Below are 17,612 nucleotides of genomic sequence, written 5' to 3' on the forward strand. Positions count from 1 at the left end.
AATCACCTACTTCATTTCGACTATCGTTACGCCGAAGCCGCCTTCACTCGGCATGCCGCCCCGGAATGAAGCTACTTTCGGATGGCGTTTTAAATACTGCTGCACACCTTTTTGCAGGGCGCCGGTGCCTTTTCCGTGAATAATCTCGACATCTGCGTAGTTCGACAGAAGCACCTGGTCAAGATAGTGCTCGAGACGAATTAAAGCATCTTCATAACGCTCGCCGCGAAGATCAAGCGTTCGGCTGACCTGGGTTTTATTCTGCCGGATGGTCACCGGTTTTTCAGCTTTTTTCGCTTTTCTTTTCTTCACTTCTGACTTGTCGAGCTTCATCTTAATAATACCCATCTGCACAGTGACTTCATCGCCGTTAAGACCGATGATTTCACCTTTCTGTCCGTAAGTCAGCACATCGACTTCATCGCCGGTCTGCAGGGTTTCTTCTTTTTCATTACGGATGTCTTTTTTAATGTCACGCGCGTAATAACTGTCGGATAATTCTTTTTTAGCCTTGATGAGTTCGTGTTCCTGAATGCTGTCCGCACCAAGCTCCTTCATCATTTCGAGCTCTTTAATAATTTCCGCCGCTTCAAGTTCCCGCTGTTTAACTATGCGGTTCGCTTCATCTTCAGCGTTCTTAATTAATTTATCTTTAAAGTTGGTAAACTGCTCATTCGATTCTTTCAGTTCCTTATGCAGTTTTTCAGCTTCTCTCAGCAGCTCCTGTGTATCCTGCTCGTGCTCGCGCGCAAGTGTTGTGTGGCGCTCGAGTGCTGTAATCATTTCGTTGACTTCCATATTATCGCGGCCGGTGAGCTTCCGTGCCCGGTCAATTACACTGGTGCTAAGGCCGAGCTTCTCAGAAATTTCAAAGGCATTTGATTTACCCGGAATGCCCATTAACAGTCTGTAGGTCGGCGATAAAGTGCTCACGTCGAACTCGACACTCGCATTGATAACATCTTCGCGCGTATAGCTGAACGATTTCAGCTGAGGATAATGCGTCGTGGAAATAATTTTCGCCTGTTTTTTGAGCAGGTATTCAATAATGCTGATGGCGAGTGCAGCACCTTCTTCAGGGTCTGTGCCCGCGCCGAGCTCATCCAGAATAACCAGCGAATCGCTGTCAACGCGCTTTAAAATGTCAGCGATATTTACCATATGGCTTGAGAAAGTCGACAGCGACTGCTCAATCGACTGCTCGTCACCGATATCTGCATAGACATTTTTAAAGACTGAAATCTCAGAGCCGTCGCGGGCAGGAATCGGAATGCCGGCCTGCGCCATTAAGACGGATAAGCCGACTGTTTTAATCGTTACTGTTTTACCGCCGGTATTCGGTCCGGTAATAATAACGGCTTTTGTTTCCGGTTCGACGACGATATCATTTTTCACGACCGTATCACTGTCAATTAAGGGATGGAAGGCGCCGATTAAACGAATGCTTTCATCATCTGCAATCAGCGGTTTCGTTCCTTTAATATGCGCACCGTATTTCGCTTTTGCAAAGACGAAATCAATATGATGCAGATTTATATTATGTTCATATAAATCATGCGCGACTGTGCTGACCTGGCCGGTCAGTTCGCTTAAAATACGGGTGATTTCCGCTTCTTCAGATTCTTTTAAGCGCGTAATATTATTCGTCATATCAACGATTGCTGTCGGTTCGACATAAATCGTCTGTCCGCTCTGTGACGAGTCGTGGATAATGCCTTTAAATTCGCTCCGGTAATCCACATTGACCGGAATCACATAGCGGCCGTTCCGCATGGTGATAATACTGTCGGAGAGCTTGCGCTGATTTTTTCTGACGATATCGTTTAAGCGTTCGCGGATTTTCTGTTCTTCCGCACCGATCCTCCTTCTAATACGGAGAAGTTCAGGTGACGCGTGGTCAAGGACAGTTACTTCATCGACAGTTTCCGTTATACGCTTGTAGAGAAAATGAATGTCTTCAAGTTCTGCGATATACGGTTTAATATTCGGCAGAAAGATTTCATCTTCTTCAAAAGCGTTCACGAGACCCGCTAACATATGCTTTCTGTTTAAAAGCGATTTAATTTTATTAAAATCGCTCACGCCTAAAATGCTTCCGATTTCCGCCCGCTTGACGAAGGGTTTAATGTCGCTGATCCCTCCGAGTTCAACGTGGCGGTAACGGAGCATAGCCGAGGCATCGTCAACTTCTTCTATATTTTTAACTACTGTAGCTAAGTCAGTTTCGACGATTGAAAAATTCAGTTTCTCTTTCGTCTTATCGCTGACTGCAAATGTTCTGACGGATTCGAGAATTTTATCGAATTCCAGTTTGGTGAATGTTTTGTCATTCATTTATATCACTCTGCTTACCTTTTTTAATAAATGCTTTAAATTCTTCCCTTGTGCATGTGTTCAATACCTGCGATTTTTTCACGAAGGCTTTCTGCAGCGTAGCCACGCCGTACTTCATAAAGTCGAAATGATCGGTATGGTGTGCATCGGTGTTGACTGTAAACATAACATCGCGGTTATGAATGACTTCTGAAGACAGATCAAGACGCTGCGGATTGGCGTTAATTTCAAGCACCGTATTTGTCTTCTGTGCATAAAGAAACAAGTCGTCCATATTTACCGGATACCCGTCCCGAACGCCGATTAAGCGCCCCGTCGGATGAGCTATGTGCCGCACGTAAGGATTATCCATCGCCGTTTTCAGACGGTGCATAATTTGTTCTTCAGACTGCTGGAAACTCGAATGAATTGCGGCAATGACGTAATCCAGTTTTTGTAATATTTCGTCTGAATAGTCGAGTGTGCCGTCGGCTAAAATATCCATTTCAGTACCGCTGTAAACGTCGATATCATCATATTCCGCATCGATCTCCCTGATTTCTTCGAGCTGCTGAAGCAGACGTTCGTCGCTTAAGCCGTTGGCCACCCGCAGACTTTTCGAGTGATCGGTAATCACGATATATTCATAGCCTTTTTGCCTTGCCGCCTCTACCATATCCCTCACACTGTAGGCGCCGTCGCTGTAGACGGTATGCATGTGCAGGTCTCCTTTAATATCTTCCGGTTTAACGATTTCTTTAATGCCGATATCGGTTTCCTTGCCCGTTTCCCGCATAGCCGGCGGAATATAAGGCAGGTCGAAGTGTTCGTAGAACTCTCTTTCCGTGCTGAAAGTTTTTACGCCCTCTTTTGTTTCAACGCCGTATTCGCTTATTTTTTCACCGCGCGCTTTCGCGATTTGGCGCATTTTTACGTTATGGTCTTTTGAACCTGTGAAATGCTGCAGCGTTGAAATATATTCTTCGCCGTTTACAAACCTGAAATCGACGTTAATCTGTTCGAAATCGTGCTCGATTTCAATCGACAGTTTCTTATCGCCCCGGGACACTACATCTGTTACGAAACTCTGGCTGACCATCGTTTCGGTAAACAGTTCATAATCTTCCACTTTGACGATAAAATCCAAATCTCTCGACGTCTCCTTCGTCCGGCGGCCGCTGCCTGTCATATCGTAGCGTTCGACGCCCGGAATCGTCTCGATGACGTCCGTTATTACTTTTTTAAATTTTAATATGCGTGCAAGCGGATAGCGTTCAGGTCTGGTCAGCACCGATTCTATCGATTTTAAAATGTTCTCTTCCGTCTTTTTGCCGAAGCCTGTAAGTGTGCTGACCTTATTAGCTTCGCAGGCCGCTTTTAAATCTTCCAGCGTACTGATGCCGAGTTCGTCGTGAATTTTCGCAATTTTTTTCGGCCCGAGCGTCGGGAGTTTCAGCATGCGGATCAGGCCGCTCGGCACTTTATCTTCTAATTCTTTTAAGACCGATGACTCGCCTGTTTGAACGAACTCAGTAATCACCTCGTTAGTCCCTTTGCCGATACCTTTCAGCGCGCTGAAATCAGGAATTTCCCCGAGGGTTCTTCCGTCAGTTTCTAAAGACGCCGCCGCCTTTCTGTAGGCGGAAACTTTAAAAGGATTCTCCAAATTCAGTTCCATATACACTGCTATCTTTTCGAGCAGCCTGATTACATCTTTTTTATTCATGTCTACCTCCGAAAAAAGAGCCATATCTCTATGACTCTACTTGTATCCATTCTATTAATTTGTCCGATATTATAAATGTGTGTTCCATTATAAATGTGGCAATGCCCGATTCCGCCAAAGCTTCCTGAAGGGGCAGATAAGGAATCGTTGCAGCGAAAAACAGTATTACAACGATAAAGTATACCGCTTCGATGAGACCGAGCACTGTACCGGTAATGCTAGTTGCAAGTCCTCCGGTTGTGACCTGCTGGAAATAATCAAATCCGCTAACGATAATCTGAATCACTACTTTGCTGACGATAAAAATAATAAAGAAAGCAAACATATAATAGTAAGCATATTCAAAATTACCGACCTCGCTGAGCACCGGATTCGGATTCTCCTGGGCAGTGGACGGATACGGCATGATTAAATAAAATCTGCTGCCGAGTGTTTCATAATTTAATGAAGCAATGACGATTGCCGATATTGTACCGAGCAGGTGCATAAACTGGAGTACTGCCCCGCGACGGTAACCGGCAATCAGTCCGATTAATAGTATAAGTAGAAGTATCAAAGTCATAAGCTAGTTCCCTTTTTTAAGCGCGCTGTGTTCTTTTTCCAGCGCCTCGTATTTTTCTTTTAACTTTATATAATCATCCATAATATTACAAGCCGTAAGCACCGCTTTTCTTGTCGTATCGAGCCCCGGACTCTTAGCAGCAATCGCCGTAATATTACTGTCGACCGCATCAGCCACCCGCCTCAGATGGTCCTCATTCTCGCGGCCGACCAGCGTATAATACTCATTGTATATTTTTACAGCAATGCGTGTTTTCTTTCCGCTCATATTACATTGCCCCCATCTCGATAAAATTTCTCACACATTTACCTATTTCAATAGTTTATTATACTTATCCCCTAATGTTAATACAAGGAATTAAAATGGTGCCGGGATTGGGTTTGCGGATGATTTTAATGATAAGTGCAGCTGATTTTTGGGAGTTCTCTCCATTTTGGGGGTTTTTCTTCTTTTTAGTCCTCCATTCTGAGCAAGGTTGACGTTTTAGGAGTGACCTTGCTCGTTTCTGCCTTCATTATGAGCAGGGTCATCATTTTTATCGCCACCTTGCTCGTTTTTGCCTTCATTATGAGCAGGGTCATGGTTTTTATCGTCACCTTGCACGTTTTCGTCTTCATTATGAGCAAGGTCATGGTTTTTATCGCTACCTTGCACGTTTTCGTCTTCATTATGAGCAAGGTCATGGTTTTTATCGCTACCTTGCTCGTTTCTGCCTTCATTATGAGCAGGGTCATGGTTTTTATTGCTACCTTGCTCGTTTCTGCCTTCATTATGAGCAAGGTCATCATTTTTATCGCTACCTTGCTCGTTTCTGCCTTCATTATGAGCAAGGTCATCATTTTTATCGCCACCTTGCACGTTTTCGGCTTCATTATGAGCAGGGTCATGGTTTTTATCGCCACCTTGCTCGTTTTCATGCATTTGTGTAATCACAAATGACCAGACTAATGCAAAACCGGCCTCAAAACGCATAACCCAGCGCAAAATCTTCATCACTAATGCAAACTGCCCGGCAATTCACCATCCATCAAGCAAAAAAGCAGAGACAAATTTCGTCTCTGCTTCTTTTTATTTTATCCTCTTAATATATAGCCCGCTTCTTTTAAAGCCTCTTCAACAGGAGTGTGAAGTGCTTCGATATCTTTATCGGTGAGCGTTTTTTCCTTGTTTAAATATGTGAGGTGCAAGGCGACAGATTTTTTGCCGTCTGCGATATGCTCGCCTTCGTATACATCAAACGGATAAACATCCGCTAAATATTTCGGCGCCGCAGTTTTAATTTTCCCGATAATATCAGATACTTGCACGTCGCTTTCAACTTCCAGCGCAACGTCGCGTGACATCGACGGATATTTCGGCAGGAATTCATACAGTATGCTGCCTGTTTTAACGCGCAGTACTTCTGCGAGGTTAATTTCAAAAACTGCCGTCTGGCCGAGGTCATGATCTTCAGCGTACTGCGGGTGCAGTTCGCCTGCGAAGCCGATGACTTTATCGTCCAGATAGACTTCTGCCGTGCGGCCCGGGTGGAGTTCATCGTGTACAGATGACTGTTTGTAAGTTACGCGGTCAACGAGCCCGAGTTTTTCAAACAGTGACTCGAGTACACCTTTTACCGTGTAGAAATCAGACGGCACCGATGTATTCGTCCAGGCAGTCTTATGCTGGTCGCCTGTTACGATACCTGCCAGCATTTCAATTTCATCCGGCAGCTGATCCTGTCCGTTCGTCTTAAAAATTTTGCCGATTTCAAACAGTGACACATTTTTCTGCTGGCGGTTGACGTTGTAAGTCGCGTTATCCACCAGGTGCGGCACAAGTGAATTTCTAAGCACTGCGCGGTCTTCACTCATCGGCATTAACAGTGCGAGTGAATCAGTCAGCGTCGTAAACTCGCCGATGCGCTTTTTGCTGGTGAGCGCGTAGTTAATCGCTTGCGAGAAGCCCTGCGCATTCAGCTGACGTTTAATCACGCGGACTTCCTGCTGCTCATCTGACAGACGTCCCGGTGTAATGACCGAGTATTCAGGCAGTGTGGACGGAATATTATCGTAACCGAAAATACGCGCCACTTCTTCGGAAATATCTTCAGGAATTTTCAAATCGTCGCGGCGTGACGGAATCAGTACGTCAATTGCACCGTCTTTCTCTTCCGCGCCGAGACCCAGTCTTTGCAGTGTCCCGAGAATTTCAGCCACCGTCAGTTCCGTACCGAGACGGTTATTGATAAAGTCCGCGGATGTCTGAATCACACCCGGCTCCAAATCGAGCTGTCCTTCCGATGCAATTCCCTTAAGCGTCTTGCCGCCTGCATATTTTTCTAATAAATATGCTGCGCGGTTTACAGCTGGTAAAATAAATTCGTGCGAGACACCTTTTTCGAAACGCTGTGATGCTTCACTGCGAAGGTTCAGGCGGCTGCTCGCTTTGCGGATTTTAACCGGGTCGAATAAAGCCGACTCAATGACAACGTCCACTGTCTGCTCTGTCACTTCTGAATCCTGGCCGCCCATGACACCGGCGAGAGCGATTGGCACCTCGCCATTCGTAATGACGATATCTTCAGTATTCAGCGTGCGTTCCTTGCCATCGAGCGTCGTGAACTTCTCGTTTTCACGTGCGGAACGCGTCACGATTTTATCAGAACCGATGCGGTCGCGGTCAAACATATGGAGCGGCTGGCCGTATTCCATTAACACGTAGTTCGAAATATCAACGACATTATTAATCGGACGAATACCCGCTTTAATTAAACGGATCTGCATCCATAACGGCGCAGGTTTAATTTCAACATCCCGCACTTCGCGGACCGCGTAAAACGGCACTGCTTCAGCATCTTCGTTTTCAACTGTCATTGTCACAAGATCATCAGCTTCAGATACCGACGCTTCCGGCACTTCAACTTCGCCGCCGAACAGAGCGCGCGTTTCGTATGCTGCGCCGATCATCGACAGTGCATCTTTACGGTTCGGTGTTAAGTCGAATTCAAGCACCTGATCATCCAGATACAAAGCATTAAGCGCATCTTCGCCCGGTGTCTGCTCCGACTTGAACATGAAGATGCCGCCCTGATATTCAGCCGGGACAAATTCTTCTTTTACACCAATCTCTTCTAATGAACAGATCATGCCTTCCGACACTTCGCCGCGGAGTTTGGCACGCTTAATTTTGATGCCGCCCGGCAGTCTGCCGCCGACTTTCGAGACGATAACGTAGCTGTCTTTCTGCACGTTTGGTGCACCGCAGACAATCTGCGTCGTTTCTTCGCCCGTATCTACTTCGCACAAGTTGAGACGGTCCGCTTCAGGATGCGGTTTAACCGACTTCACATAGCCCACAACAAGTTTTTTAATATCTTTTGTGTAATCGATAAGATCGTCCACTTCAATCCCGCCGCGCGTAATAGTTTCAGCAAGTTCATCAGTCGGCACTTTAATATCGATAAACGTTTCCAGCCATTCTCTAGATACTCTCATTTAATTCTCCTCCATCCTCTGTCGGAATAAACTGATCGATAAATCTTAAATCATTCGTGTATAAATGACGGATATCTTCGATACCGTACTTCAGCATGGCTACGCGGTCCGGCCCCATTCCGAAAGCAAATCCGGAATACTCTTTTGAATCGAAGCCTGCCATTTCAAGTACGTTCGGATGCACCATGCCGGCACCGAGAATTTCTATCCAGCCTGTCTGCTTGCAGACATTGCAGCCGGCGCCTTTACATTTAAAGCATGAAATATCTACTTCAACGCTCGGCTCAGTGAACGGGAAGTAGCTCGGACGGAGACGAACTTCTCTGTCTGCGCCGAAAATTTCTTTCGCAAATAACTCAAGCGTGCCTTTTAAGTCGCTGAGGTGAATATTTTTATCGACAACGAGGCCCTCAATTTGCGTAAACTGGTGTGAATGCGTCGCGTCATCGCTGTCGCGGCGGTACACTTTTCCGGGACAGATAATTTTAACCGGGCCCTCACCATTTTGCGCTTCAAGTGTGCGCGCCTGCACCGGGGACGTGTGCGTGCGAAGCAGAATCTCTTCGGAAATATAGAAGCTGTCCTGCATATCGCGTGCCGGATGTGACTTCGGCAGATTCAGCGCTTCAAAGTTATAGTAGTCCTGCTCGACTTCATAGCCCTCTTTAATTTCATAACCGAGGCCGATAAAGAAATCCTCGATGTCTTCTACGATGCGGTCAATCGGATTCGAACCGCCGATTTCAAGCGTACGGCCCGGCAGAGTCACGTCGATTGTTTCTTCTGCCAGTTTTTTCTCCATTGCCTGTTTTGACAGTTCAGTTTCAAGTTCGCTGATTTGCTGCTCAATGTGAGTCCGCAGCTCGTTTACTTTTTGACCGTAAGCCGGACGTTCTTCATTAGAAAGATTTTTCATCTCTTTCATTAATCCGGTTACTTTGCCTTTTTTACCTAAATATTCAACGCGTAGATCAGCGAGTGCTTTACTGTTATCGATTGTGCTTAATTTATCGTTAAATTCAAGCTGGATTGTTTCCATCTCCTGTGTCATGCCCGTCACTCCTCATATTTAAAAATATTATTAAAAACAAAAAACTCCATCCTAATAAAAGGACGGAGTTCCGTGGTACCACCTAATTTTCTGCAGCTGCAGACACTTATTGACGTCTATATGGTGACGCGGTCCCAAATACTTCATCAATCAGGTGAACACTGATTAAAACCATACATTAATTTTCAGCTGATATTAATGTTCTCTGTGACTGGTCTCGATAATCATTTATTCCTAACTTCAACCGAAGCAGATTTATAATATTGTTACACTTATTATAGCTGAAATACAGTTAAAATCAAGATTTAAAATGATGCATCATAATCGCACCGGCAATCGCAACGTTTAAACTTTCACTGGATCCCGGCATAGCAATTTTCGCATTGATATCCATCAGATTGAGTGTTTCGTCTGTCAAACCTTGCCCTTCGTTGCCGAGCACAAGCATAATATCACCGTCGGGCTTATTGAAGTCATCAATGTAGACCGCGTCATTGAGCGAGGTGCCGATTTTAATGCCTTTAAAACTTTCAGCTGCTTCCGCTGCCGAGCGCTGTAAAATATTCAGATGGAAATGGCTGCCCTGGGCACTTCTTAATACTTTCGGATTATACGGATCCGCGCTTTCCGGTGTAATCAAGACTGTTTTAAAACCGAATGCATCCGCCGTGCGGATCAGCGTACCGAGATTACCCGGATCCTGGATATTTTCAAGCAGCAGCACCCGGTTAAAATCGAGTTTGCCCGGCGATTTTTGATTCATAACAGCGGCGATGCCCGGCGGTGTTTCGAGTGTCGATAAAGATTTCATAACATCCGGTGAAACGTACAGCGTCTTAAATTTTTCAATGTTTAAATCGTGCTTAAAACCGTCTTCGATAATAATCGTATCGACCGGCTGGTTATAATTAACCGCTTCTTCAACTAAGTGAACACCTTCGATTAAAAACTGGCCTGACTTTCTGCGTCCTTTTGCCGTATGGAGCTTACGGTAATTTTTAATGCGCGTGTTATCTTTTGAAGAAATAACTTCTTTTACCAAATGATTTCGTCCACCTTATCGTCGTTTAATGATTTGACTACTTCAGTTACGAGTTTCACCGCGTTCTGGTAGTCTTCCTTATGCATAATAGACACGTTTGAATGCATGTAGCGCACCGGTACTCCAATGGCGAGTGACGGCACACCTTCGTTCGATACGTGGAAAGAACCTGCATCCGTGCCTCCGCCCGGAATCACTTGTAATTGTACAGGGATATCTTTATCTTTGGCAACTGCCAATACGTGTTTTCTGAACGGTACGTGGCCGATGTTCGAGCCGTCGAGGAGGAGAACCAGCGGACCCTTGCCGAGATCTCCTGTACCGTTTGATGATTTCATGCCCGGTGTATCCATAGCGAGACCGACATCTACTGCGATGGCAAGGTCCGGTTTCACTTTATTCGCCGCCACTTTCGCACCGCGAAGGCCGACTTCTTCCTGGACTGTCGCCCCGCTCACCAGGTTAATATTAATATCTTCTTTTTCAAGATTCTTCATTACATCGATTGATAAAGCGACACCGTAACGGTTATCCCATGCTTTAGCGAGCAGGTAATTTTTGTTGGTCATCTCTTCAAATTCCGAGGCCGGTGTCACCATATCACCGAGCTCAATGCCCGCTTCCAGCACTTCATCTTTTGAGGCAACACCGATATCGATAAACATATCTTTAATCTCAACAGGCTTTTTACGCTCTTCCGGTGACAGCACGTGCGGCGGTTTCGAACCGATTACGCCGGTGATGACCTTTCCTTCACCCGTTGTAATGTGCATGCGCTGCGACAGCATGACCTGATTCCACCAGCCGCCGATCGGCGTAAATTTGAGGAAGCCGTTGTCATCGATTTCAGTCACCATAAAGCCGATTTCATCCAGATGGCCGCCAATCAGAATCGTTTTACTGCCGTCTTTTGCATTTTTCTTTCCGTAAACGCCGCCTAAATTGTCTTCAATAATTTCATCGCTGAGCGGCTCGAGATAAGATTTAGCTTTCTGTTTGACTGCATGTTCAAACCCCGCAACACCGTTTACATCGGTTAAATCTTTTAACATTTCAAGCTGTTTATCCATTTAAAATTCCCCTTTTAAATTGTTGTTTCTTTAATTTTAGCATAAGTATTTCACGTTTCGAAATAATTTCACTGCATAAGAAAGCACTCCCGTTAAGAGAGTGCTTCATAAAAATTAATTTCTGTCCGGATAAGAGTAGCCTTCTTCATCTCTTCTCGGGTATTCATCCACCCAGAAGTTATGATCTTTAAATTCCCCGCGCTCCGGTGTATAGACAATCTCGTCGATTTCTCCTTTTTTCTGCAGCTTGTACTGGCGCTCGTAATCCTTGAACGCTTTAAGCGCCGGTTTTTGCAGAATGAGTATACCGATAACGTTAATCCATGCCATCAGTCCTACACCTAGGTCACCCATCTGCCATGCAAGGTCAGCAGTTGACACTGTACCGTAAAAAGCAGAACCGATTAAAACGAGGCCAAGCACAATTTTCAGCCAAGGCATTCTGCCTCTCAGCATATAGACGAGGTTGGTTTCCGCTATATAGTAGTAAGCGAGCATGGTCGTATAGCAGAAGAACAACAGCGCGAATGCGATAAAGTACGAACCGAAGCCGATAAAGCCTTCCTGGAACGAATCCATACCGTGGAAAGCACTGTCGATACCTGCTTGGGTAAATGTCACCGTACCGCTGACATCTTTTTCGCCCGCAGCGTTAGTCTGATAGACGCCGTTGTCGATAATTAAACCGTCATTGCCGTCAGAAACGTTATACATGCCTGTCATTAAAATCATCAGTGCAGTTGCAGTACATACGAACAGCGTATCGATATACACTGAGAACGACTGAACCAGACCCTGTTTCGCCGGGTGGGATACTTCAGCAGCACCTGCTGCGTGAGCTCCCGTACCCTGACCAGCTTCGTTTGAATACAGTCCGCGTTTAACACCAATCATAATCATGGCGCCGACCGTACCTGCAAACTGCTGTTCAAGACCAAAGGCACTTCTGAAGATTAAACCGATTAAAGCAGGTACATCTCCAATGTTCATAATTACAATGATGACCGCAACGATTATATAAGCAATCGCCATGAAAGGCACGACAGCTGTCGCTACGTTGGCGATTGAACGGATTCCTCCGAAAATTACCACCGCAAGAATGACTACGAGAAAGGCACCGATCATCCAGCCGTCAATCATCGGTAGCGCATTAGTTGCAGAACTCGAAATCGAGTTGGACTGAATACCCGGCAGTAAGAGCCCGCACGCAAGTACAGTCACGACTGCAAACAGCAGGGCGTAATATTTACCAAACGTTCCACCGATCCCCTTTTCGATGTAGTACGCCGGTCCCCCGCGGTACTGCCCATCCTCTTTCTGCTTGTAAATCTGTGCCAGTGTAGATTCTACAAAGGCGCTCCCCGCACCGAGGAAGGCGATGAGCCACATCCAGAAAATAGCACCCGGCCCCCCGATAAAGATCGCAGTAGACACGCCGACAATATTACCCGTTCCGACACGGCCTGCAAGTGATACGGCAATTGCCTGGAAACTTGAAATTCCATCATCTGATTTGCCGCCTTTAAACATCAGACGGACCATGTCGACTATGTATCGCACCTGGAACAATCTCATGCGAATTGAGAAGTACAATCCTGTGACAACGAGGAGTATGACCAGTGCCGCACTCCAGACGATGTCGTTAAAAAACGTTACCACTGTCTCCATTTGAATGATTCCCCTTTGTTTTCTTTTTTGTTTTCTTTCTATAATAAGAAATTACCACTCAAATATAGTCTATTTACATCCCCTTGTCTATGCTTTTTTAAAATATTGTTACCGCTTACAATGCTGATATATCAGCATTGTGACTTTAAAGCCTTGGTATATAAAGGATAGCAGAATTTAAAAACCTTATCCATTTAATGGATAAGGTTGAATAATCTGAATATTAATCTTTAATTTAACGATAAACACTGGCCGTCGGTTTTTATCTTACAAGGAATAAATATTTTCTCTGTAGTCTTTGACTAATTTTGCTGCGATAGCAACTGTCACTGCGGTCATAATTATCAGACCTGCATACATTAAATAAATATTGGTAAGAAGACCCGCCTGCATCATAGCTGCTGTCGTGTTCGCCAGAGCATGAAGAAGAATCGCGAGCGGATACAGCCACCACTTCCCTTTCATCATGACCGCACAGAAAACGATCACCGACAAACCGATATGAAGCGTCATGGCGAGAATTCTTTCTCCAATCGTGACGAGATACATATACCAGGGGCCGCTCTGGATTAAATCTTCCGGTGCAGCAGGCAAGGCGCTGAGTGCTTCCGAACCTGAATTGATGAGGACAGCAAGTACTATGCCGTTAAGCATGCCGAGGCCGACGACTGTCGCCGCTTCGATGCCGCCATGCCCGATCCCGTACGAGACCGCGCTGTCGATATCTTTATAATGTCTCTTCGTAATTAAGAAGGCGAGCAGCCGGCCGGTTTCTTCGAATATGCCCGCTGCGAATATGCCATACAGCACATAGAGCCACGGGGCTGCTGATAATAATTCGATAGTGCCGTCCGCTGACGGACTGAGGACGATATAGTGCATAATCTGTTCGAGAATTAATGCGAAAACTATAAATATACCGATACCGAGGATAAAAGGCAGCCATCTGATTTTAAACTTTTTTCTGAGTATAAACATAAAAATAAAAGGCAATAAGACTGCTGCGACTGCTGTCGCAGCCATCATCATAATTTCCGACTGGGGAATCATTATAAACACGCTCCTTTATAAATATTGTAGCGATAAAAGAAGCGCTGAACAATGGTGGATTCGGGATTATATTTTGGCCGGGTTTTGTGAAAGCGGCATTGGCGGCGCTGGATCCTCGAGGCTTTACTGTGCCATTGTCATAACCACAAGGGCGGGCAGCACCTTTATTCCGTCATTGTCAAAACCACAGTGACGGGGCAGCGCCCTTATCCCGTCATTGTCAAAACCACAGTGACGGGCAGCGCCCTTATCCCGTCATTGTCAAAACCACAGTGACGGGGCAGCATCTTTATTCCGTCATTGTCAAAACCACAATGACAAGAGAGGTCGATAAATCCTTGAAAAGACTAATCAATTCCGCTTATTTCCAGTATAGTAATCTTTATATCTCCATAAACGATTACCATTTTTACACGCATCATCAAAATCCCGGTATTTAAAAGTATAGTGAGTAGCTGCTCCGTTCAGATGCTGATTACAATATTTATTCAGCATTCGAAATACTGTTTTTTCACTTACGCTTTGTCCAATAAATTTCATAAATCGTTTATTAGTCAGCTTCTCATCTAAAAACAAAGCTATATAATCACTAATCGCCCGGATGATATGCGTTTCCTTCGTTTCTTTCGAGCCGCATGACTCACAGACCAAATGATATTTTCGATTTTCCAATTCAAATCCGCCGCAGCTGCCGCAGTATAAGCCTTTACGCAGCGCATCGAAATCGGCACATTTATCGAAATAAGGATTGGGAACAATATACCCGCGAATCAGCTCTGCAATCTCCTCGGCTACACGCCCAGCATACAAATTTTTAAACTGCAGCAAGTAATTCCGAAGCCCCGACCGCAGCACCACATTCTCCAAAAGCTCTTCGTCGTTCGTCTGCAGCCGGAACTCAATATTCGGAAACACTATCTTCCCCGTAATATCAAACTGGCCTCTCACCTGATACCGCAGCTTCACGAGTTTCCCAACCGCCCGGCGGAGCTGCGCGAGCGCATCTTCCGACACTTGGGAATCCCGAATATACCACTTCCCTCTGTCATAACGATAAAGACCCGAATAGTTTTTAATTTCATTAACGACTATCCCGTCATCACTGACAATCAGACAATCATATTGTGCAACATTTCCCTCAATCCGCAGGTAAATATCTCTGAACACGAATACAGAACCATGACCGGTCTCGTCAAACACCCGGTCGTATTCACATTCCCCCGCATATCCTTTTTCCTGTACCGATAAATGTTTTGCATCCTCACCAGACAGCCGGCCCCTGCCGGCTAAAGCTCGATAATAGGCCAGTTCAGCGCCAATCGTTCTCTCAAACAGAATCATGATTTTCCTCCTCAAGATAAAATACTTCTTATCCTATATATAGGGAAAATCGCTGTATTATTTTTTTATCGTACAAGTTATTTTATTTACTTATCTAAACAAAATAATCTTACATAAAATCCCAAAATAAAAACACCCGTCAAAACCGGGTGTTTTTCTCAAGCCTTCAAGGCAATAATTGACTGATAGCATGCTGCCACCGGATGATAATCCGTTTTCGGCGGCGGACTTTTTACATGGCTGTAGCGTTCATTAGCCCGGTCGAGCAGCTGGTACCAGCCGCCGTATTTATAATCGATAAAGTAATCTGAAGAATATTTAAACAGCTGATCGTAAAATTCCAGATAGTCTGTCTTGCCCGTTCTCTCAGCTAACAAGGCAGCAGCGGCAATGGCTTCTGACATTACCCAGTAGTTCTTATCAGTGTCGATGACGTCGCACTCCGGTGACAGGGTAAAATATATGCCGCCGTATTCTTTGTCAAAGCCGAGATCCCATCCTTTTTGAAACAGTGCTTCTGCCCTTTCTTTCATCCAGGGTTCCGATTTATAACGGTCGAGCCACATCAGCATCTTGCTCCATTCAAACTGGTGTCCCGGGATAAAACCGTAGGGCCGGAATTCATCTTTGGTGTTGTTCTTATTAAATTCAAAATCCGGCTGCCAGTCCGGTGTGTAATTTTCCCACACAAGACCGCCGGAGCGTTCTGCCAGCTTACCTGTCACTGCTTTTGCCAGCGTATGAGCTTTATCTAAATACTTTTCTTCTCCAGTCGCTTCGTAGGCAGTCAGCATAGCTTCGCACATATGCATATTCGGGTTTTGCCCCCGGTAAGATGAAAGTTCTGTCCATGCCGCATCCCACTCATCTTTATAAAGATTATGTTCCGAATCCCAAAAATGTGTCTCCACTACTTCATAGACATTTTCAAGGACCTCTTTTGCTTCTTCGACACCAGCCTTCAAGGCTATAGACGATGCGAGCAGAACAAAAGCATGGCCGTAGGCCATCTTCGACGTATTTTCCGGCTCAGTGCCGTTCAATTCAAAGAAATAACCGTTATTTTCTTTATCGAGATGATGATTATTTAAAAAACGAATGCCGTGGCGGGCAGCTTCCTGGCACCAGGCCGGACCGTCCAGAAGCCCGCCGATACTGAAAATATAAATATACCTGCTTGTAGCGACCAAATGTTTTGTCGTCGTATCATTAATCGAGCCGTCGTCTAAAAAACCGTTAATATAACCCCCGTTGTCATAATCGATACAGGTGGGATAATAAAAATCGAGAATGCTGAATACGTGCTTTTTCAAGTCTTCTGTATTTCGAAAATCAAGTGGTGTGCCGCCCTTTGAATGCGCCATGCAAATCCTCCCTTTAAATCATTTTAACTTTATGGAGACTGTAAAACCTTCCTTTAAGTCGTCATAAACTGCCCGCCGTTGACGTGAATAAATTGACCCGTCATATAAGCGGAACCTTCAGACGCAAGTAAAATATACGGTTCCACCAGATCCGCCGGCTGTCCCGGACGGCCGAGCGGTGTTGCGACTCCGAATGACTCCTGCATTTCTTCTGTCATTGTCGCAGGAATTAAAGGCGTCCAAATCGGTCCCGGCGCCACGCCGTTCACGCGGATGGCTTTTTCAGCAAGTTCTTTAGCAACCGAGCGTACAAATCCGACGATGGCGCCTTTTGTAGAGCTGTAATCAATCAAGGCATCATGACCGATATACGGATTGACCGAAGTTGTATAAATCAGACTGTCTCCTGCGTTTAAATGAGGCAGTGCTGCCTTCGTAAAATGCACCATACTGAAAAAGTTCACATCAAAGGTGTGTTTAAACTGCTCAATACTAATATCCTCAATACCATTTTTAACTTCCTGGCGGGCTGCATTATTAACGAGAATGTTCAGCTTGCTGTGCGCTTTGATCACATCATCTACAACCTGGAAACAGAACGCTTCGTCTGCAATATCTCCCGGGTGCAGCGTACATTTGACACCTTCCTGTTCGATACGCGCTTTGGTCTCTTCAGCATCTTCATGTTCATCAAGATAGGAAATCGCTATATCAGCACCTTCTTTAGCATAGCCGACAGCTACTGCTCTGCCGATTCCGCTGTCTCCGCCGGTAATTAAGGCGACTCTGCCCTTCAGCTTGCCGGAACCCACATGGCTTTCCAGTTCATAAATAGGCTCCGGAGTCATCTCACTCTCAATTCCGGGCTGTCTATTCTGTATTTGCGGAGTAATTCCTTCGGATAATTTGGTCTGTTTTTCTAATTCACTCATTTCCACAACCTCCTGAG

At 45.3% G+C, this 17,612-nt stretch carries 14 protein-coding genes; all 14 read right to left on the bottom strand.

Features of this window, described 5'->3' with window-relative positions; all coding sequences use genetic code 11:
• Positions 1-6: 6 nt before the first annotated feature.
• The 14 genes from MHH58_RS07460 to MHH58_RS07525 all read right to left on the bottom strand — a co-directional run bounded on the left by MHH58_RS07460 (position 7) and on the right by MHH58_RS07525 (position 17,595).
• On the bottom strand, positions 7-2,334 hold the full coding sequence (locus tag MHH58_RS07460) for an endonuclease MutS2 (protein ID WP_341345511.1): 2,328 nt from the start codon (positions 2,332-2,334) through the stop codon (positions 7-9).
• The gene (gene polX / locus MHH58_RS07465) at positions 2,327-4,039 is read right to left on the bottom strand and encodes a DNA polymerase/3'-5' exonuclease PolX (protein ID WP_135098022.1); all 1,713 of its coding nucleotides are present in this window, start codon (positions 4,037-4,039) and stop codon (positions 2,327-2,329) included. The genes MHH58_RS07460 and polX overlap by 8 nt, the downstream gene beginning before the upstream one ends.
• A gap of 28 nt (positions 4,040-4,067) precedes the next feature.
• Complete coding sequence (locus tag MHH58_RS07470) at positions 4,068-4,601, bottom strand: CvpA family protein (protein ID WP_341345512.1); 534 nt, start codon at positions 4,599-4,601, stop codon at positions 4,068-4,070.
• 3 nt (positions 4,602-4,604) lie between these two features.
• Entirely contained in the window at positions 4,605-4,868 is a 264-nt protein-coding gene (gene zapA, locus MHH58_RS07475; protein ID WP_135098026.1) for a cell division protein ZapA, read from the bottom strand.
• 216 nt (positions 4,869-5,084) lie between these two features.
• The gene (locus MHH58_RS07480) at positions 5,085-5,597 is read right to left on the bottom strand and encodes a hypothetical protein (RefSeq protein ID WP_341345513.1); all 513 of its coding nucleotides are present in this window, start codon (positions 5,595-5,597) and stop codon (positions 5,085-5,087) included.
• A gap of 77 nt (positions 5,598-5,674) precedes the next feature.
• Positions 5,675-8,077 carry a phenylalanine--tRNA ligase subunit beta gene (gene pheT / locus MHH58_RS07485; protein WP_341345514.1) on the bottom strand — a complete coding sequence of 801 codons (2,403 nt, stop codon included), beginning with the start codon at positions 8,075-8,077 and terminating at the stop codon, positions 5,675-5,677.
• Positions 8,064-9,128 (bottom strand): phenylalanine--tRNA ligase subunit alpha, encoded by a 1,065-nt coding sequence (pheS, locus tag MHH58_RS07490; RefSeq protein ID WP_135098032.1) that lies wholly within the window; start codon positions 9,126-9,128, stop codon positions 8,064-8,066. The genes pheT and pheS overlap by 14 nt, the downstream gene beginning before the upstream one ends.
• A gap of 298 nt (positions 9,129-9,426) precedes the next feature.
• Positions 9,427-10,170, bottom strand: a complete 744-nt coding sequence (locus tag MHH58_RS07495; RefSeq protein WP_135098034.1) for a TrmH family RNA methyltransferase — start codon at positions 10,168-10,170, stop codon at positions 9,427-9,429.
• The gene (locus MHH58_RS07500) at positions 10,164-11,240 is read right to left on the bottom strand and encodes a M42 family metallopeptidase (RefSeq protein WP_135098036.1); all 1,077 of its coding nucleotides are present in this window, start codon (positions 11,238-11,240) and stop codon (positions 10,164-10,166) included. Before MHH58_RS07500 ends, MHH58_RS07495 begins: the two co-directional genes overlap by 7 nt.
• Positions 11,241-11,354: 114 nt before the next feature.
• Complete coding sequence (locus MHH58_RS07505) at positions 11,355-12,908, bottom strand: alanine/glycine:cation symporter family protein (RefSeq protein WP_135098038.1); 1,554 nt, start codon at positions 12,906-12,908, stop codon at positions 11,355-11,357.
• A 267-nt stretch (positions 12,909-13,175) separates the two neighbouring features.
• Positions 13,176-13,958: a YhfC family intramembrane metalloprotease gene (locus MHH58_RS07510; RefSeq protein WP_135098040.1), complete on the bottom strand. Its 783-nt coding sequence runs from the start codon at positions 13,956-13,958 to the stop codon at positions 13,176-13,178.
• A gap of 351 nt (positions 13,959-14,309) precedes the next feature.
• Complete coding sequence (locus MHH58_RS07515; RefSeq protein WP_341345515.1) at positions 14,310-15,299, bottom strand: nuclease-related domain-containing protein; 990 nt, start codon at positions 15,297-15,299, stop codon at positions 14,310-14,312.
• A 158-nt stretch (positions 15,300-15,457) separates the two neighbouring features.
• Complete coding sequence (locus MHH58_RS07520) at positions 15,458-16,663, bottom strand: AGE family epimerase/isomerase (protein ID WP_341345516.1); 1,206 nt, start codon at positions 16,661-16,663, stop codon at positions 15,458-15,460.
• A gap of 53 nt (positions 16,664-16,716) precedes the next feature.
• On the bottom strand, positions 16,717-17,595 hold the full coding sequence (locus MHH58_RS07525) for an SDR family oxidoreductase (protein WP_341345517.1): 879 nt from the start codon (positions 17,593-17,595) through the stop codon (positions 16,717-16,719).
• Positions 17,596-17,612 lie beyond the last annotated feature (17 nt).

Origin of the sequence: Jeotgalicoccus sp. FSL K6-3177 (genome assembly GCF_038050175.1) — a bacterium.
Lineage (GTDB): Bacteria > Bacillota > Bacilli > Staphylococcales > Salinicoccaceae > Jeotgalicoccus > Jeotgalicoccus nanhaiensis.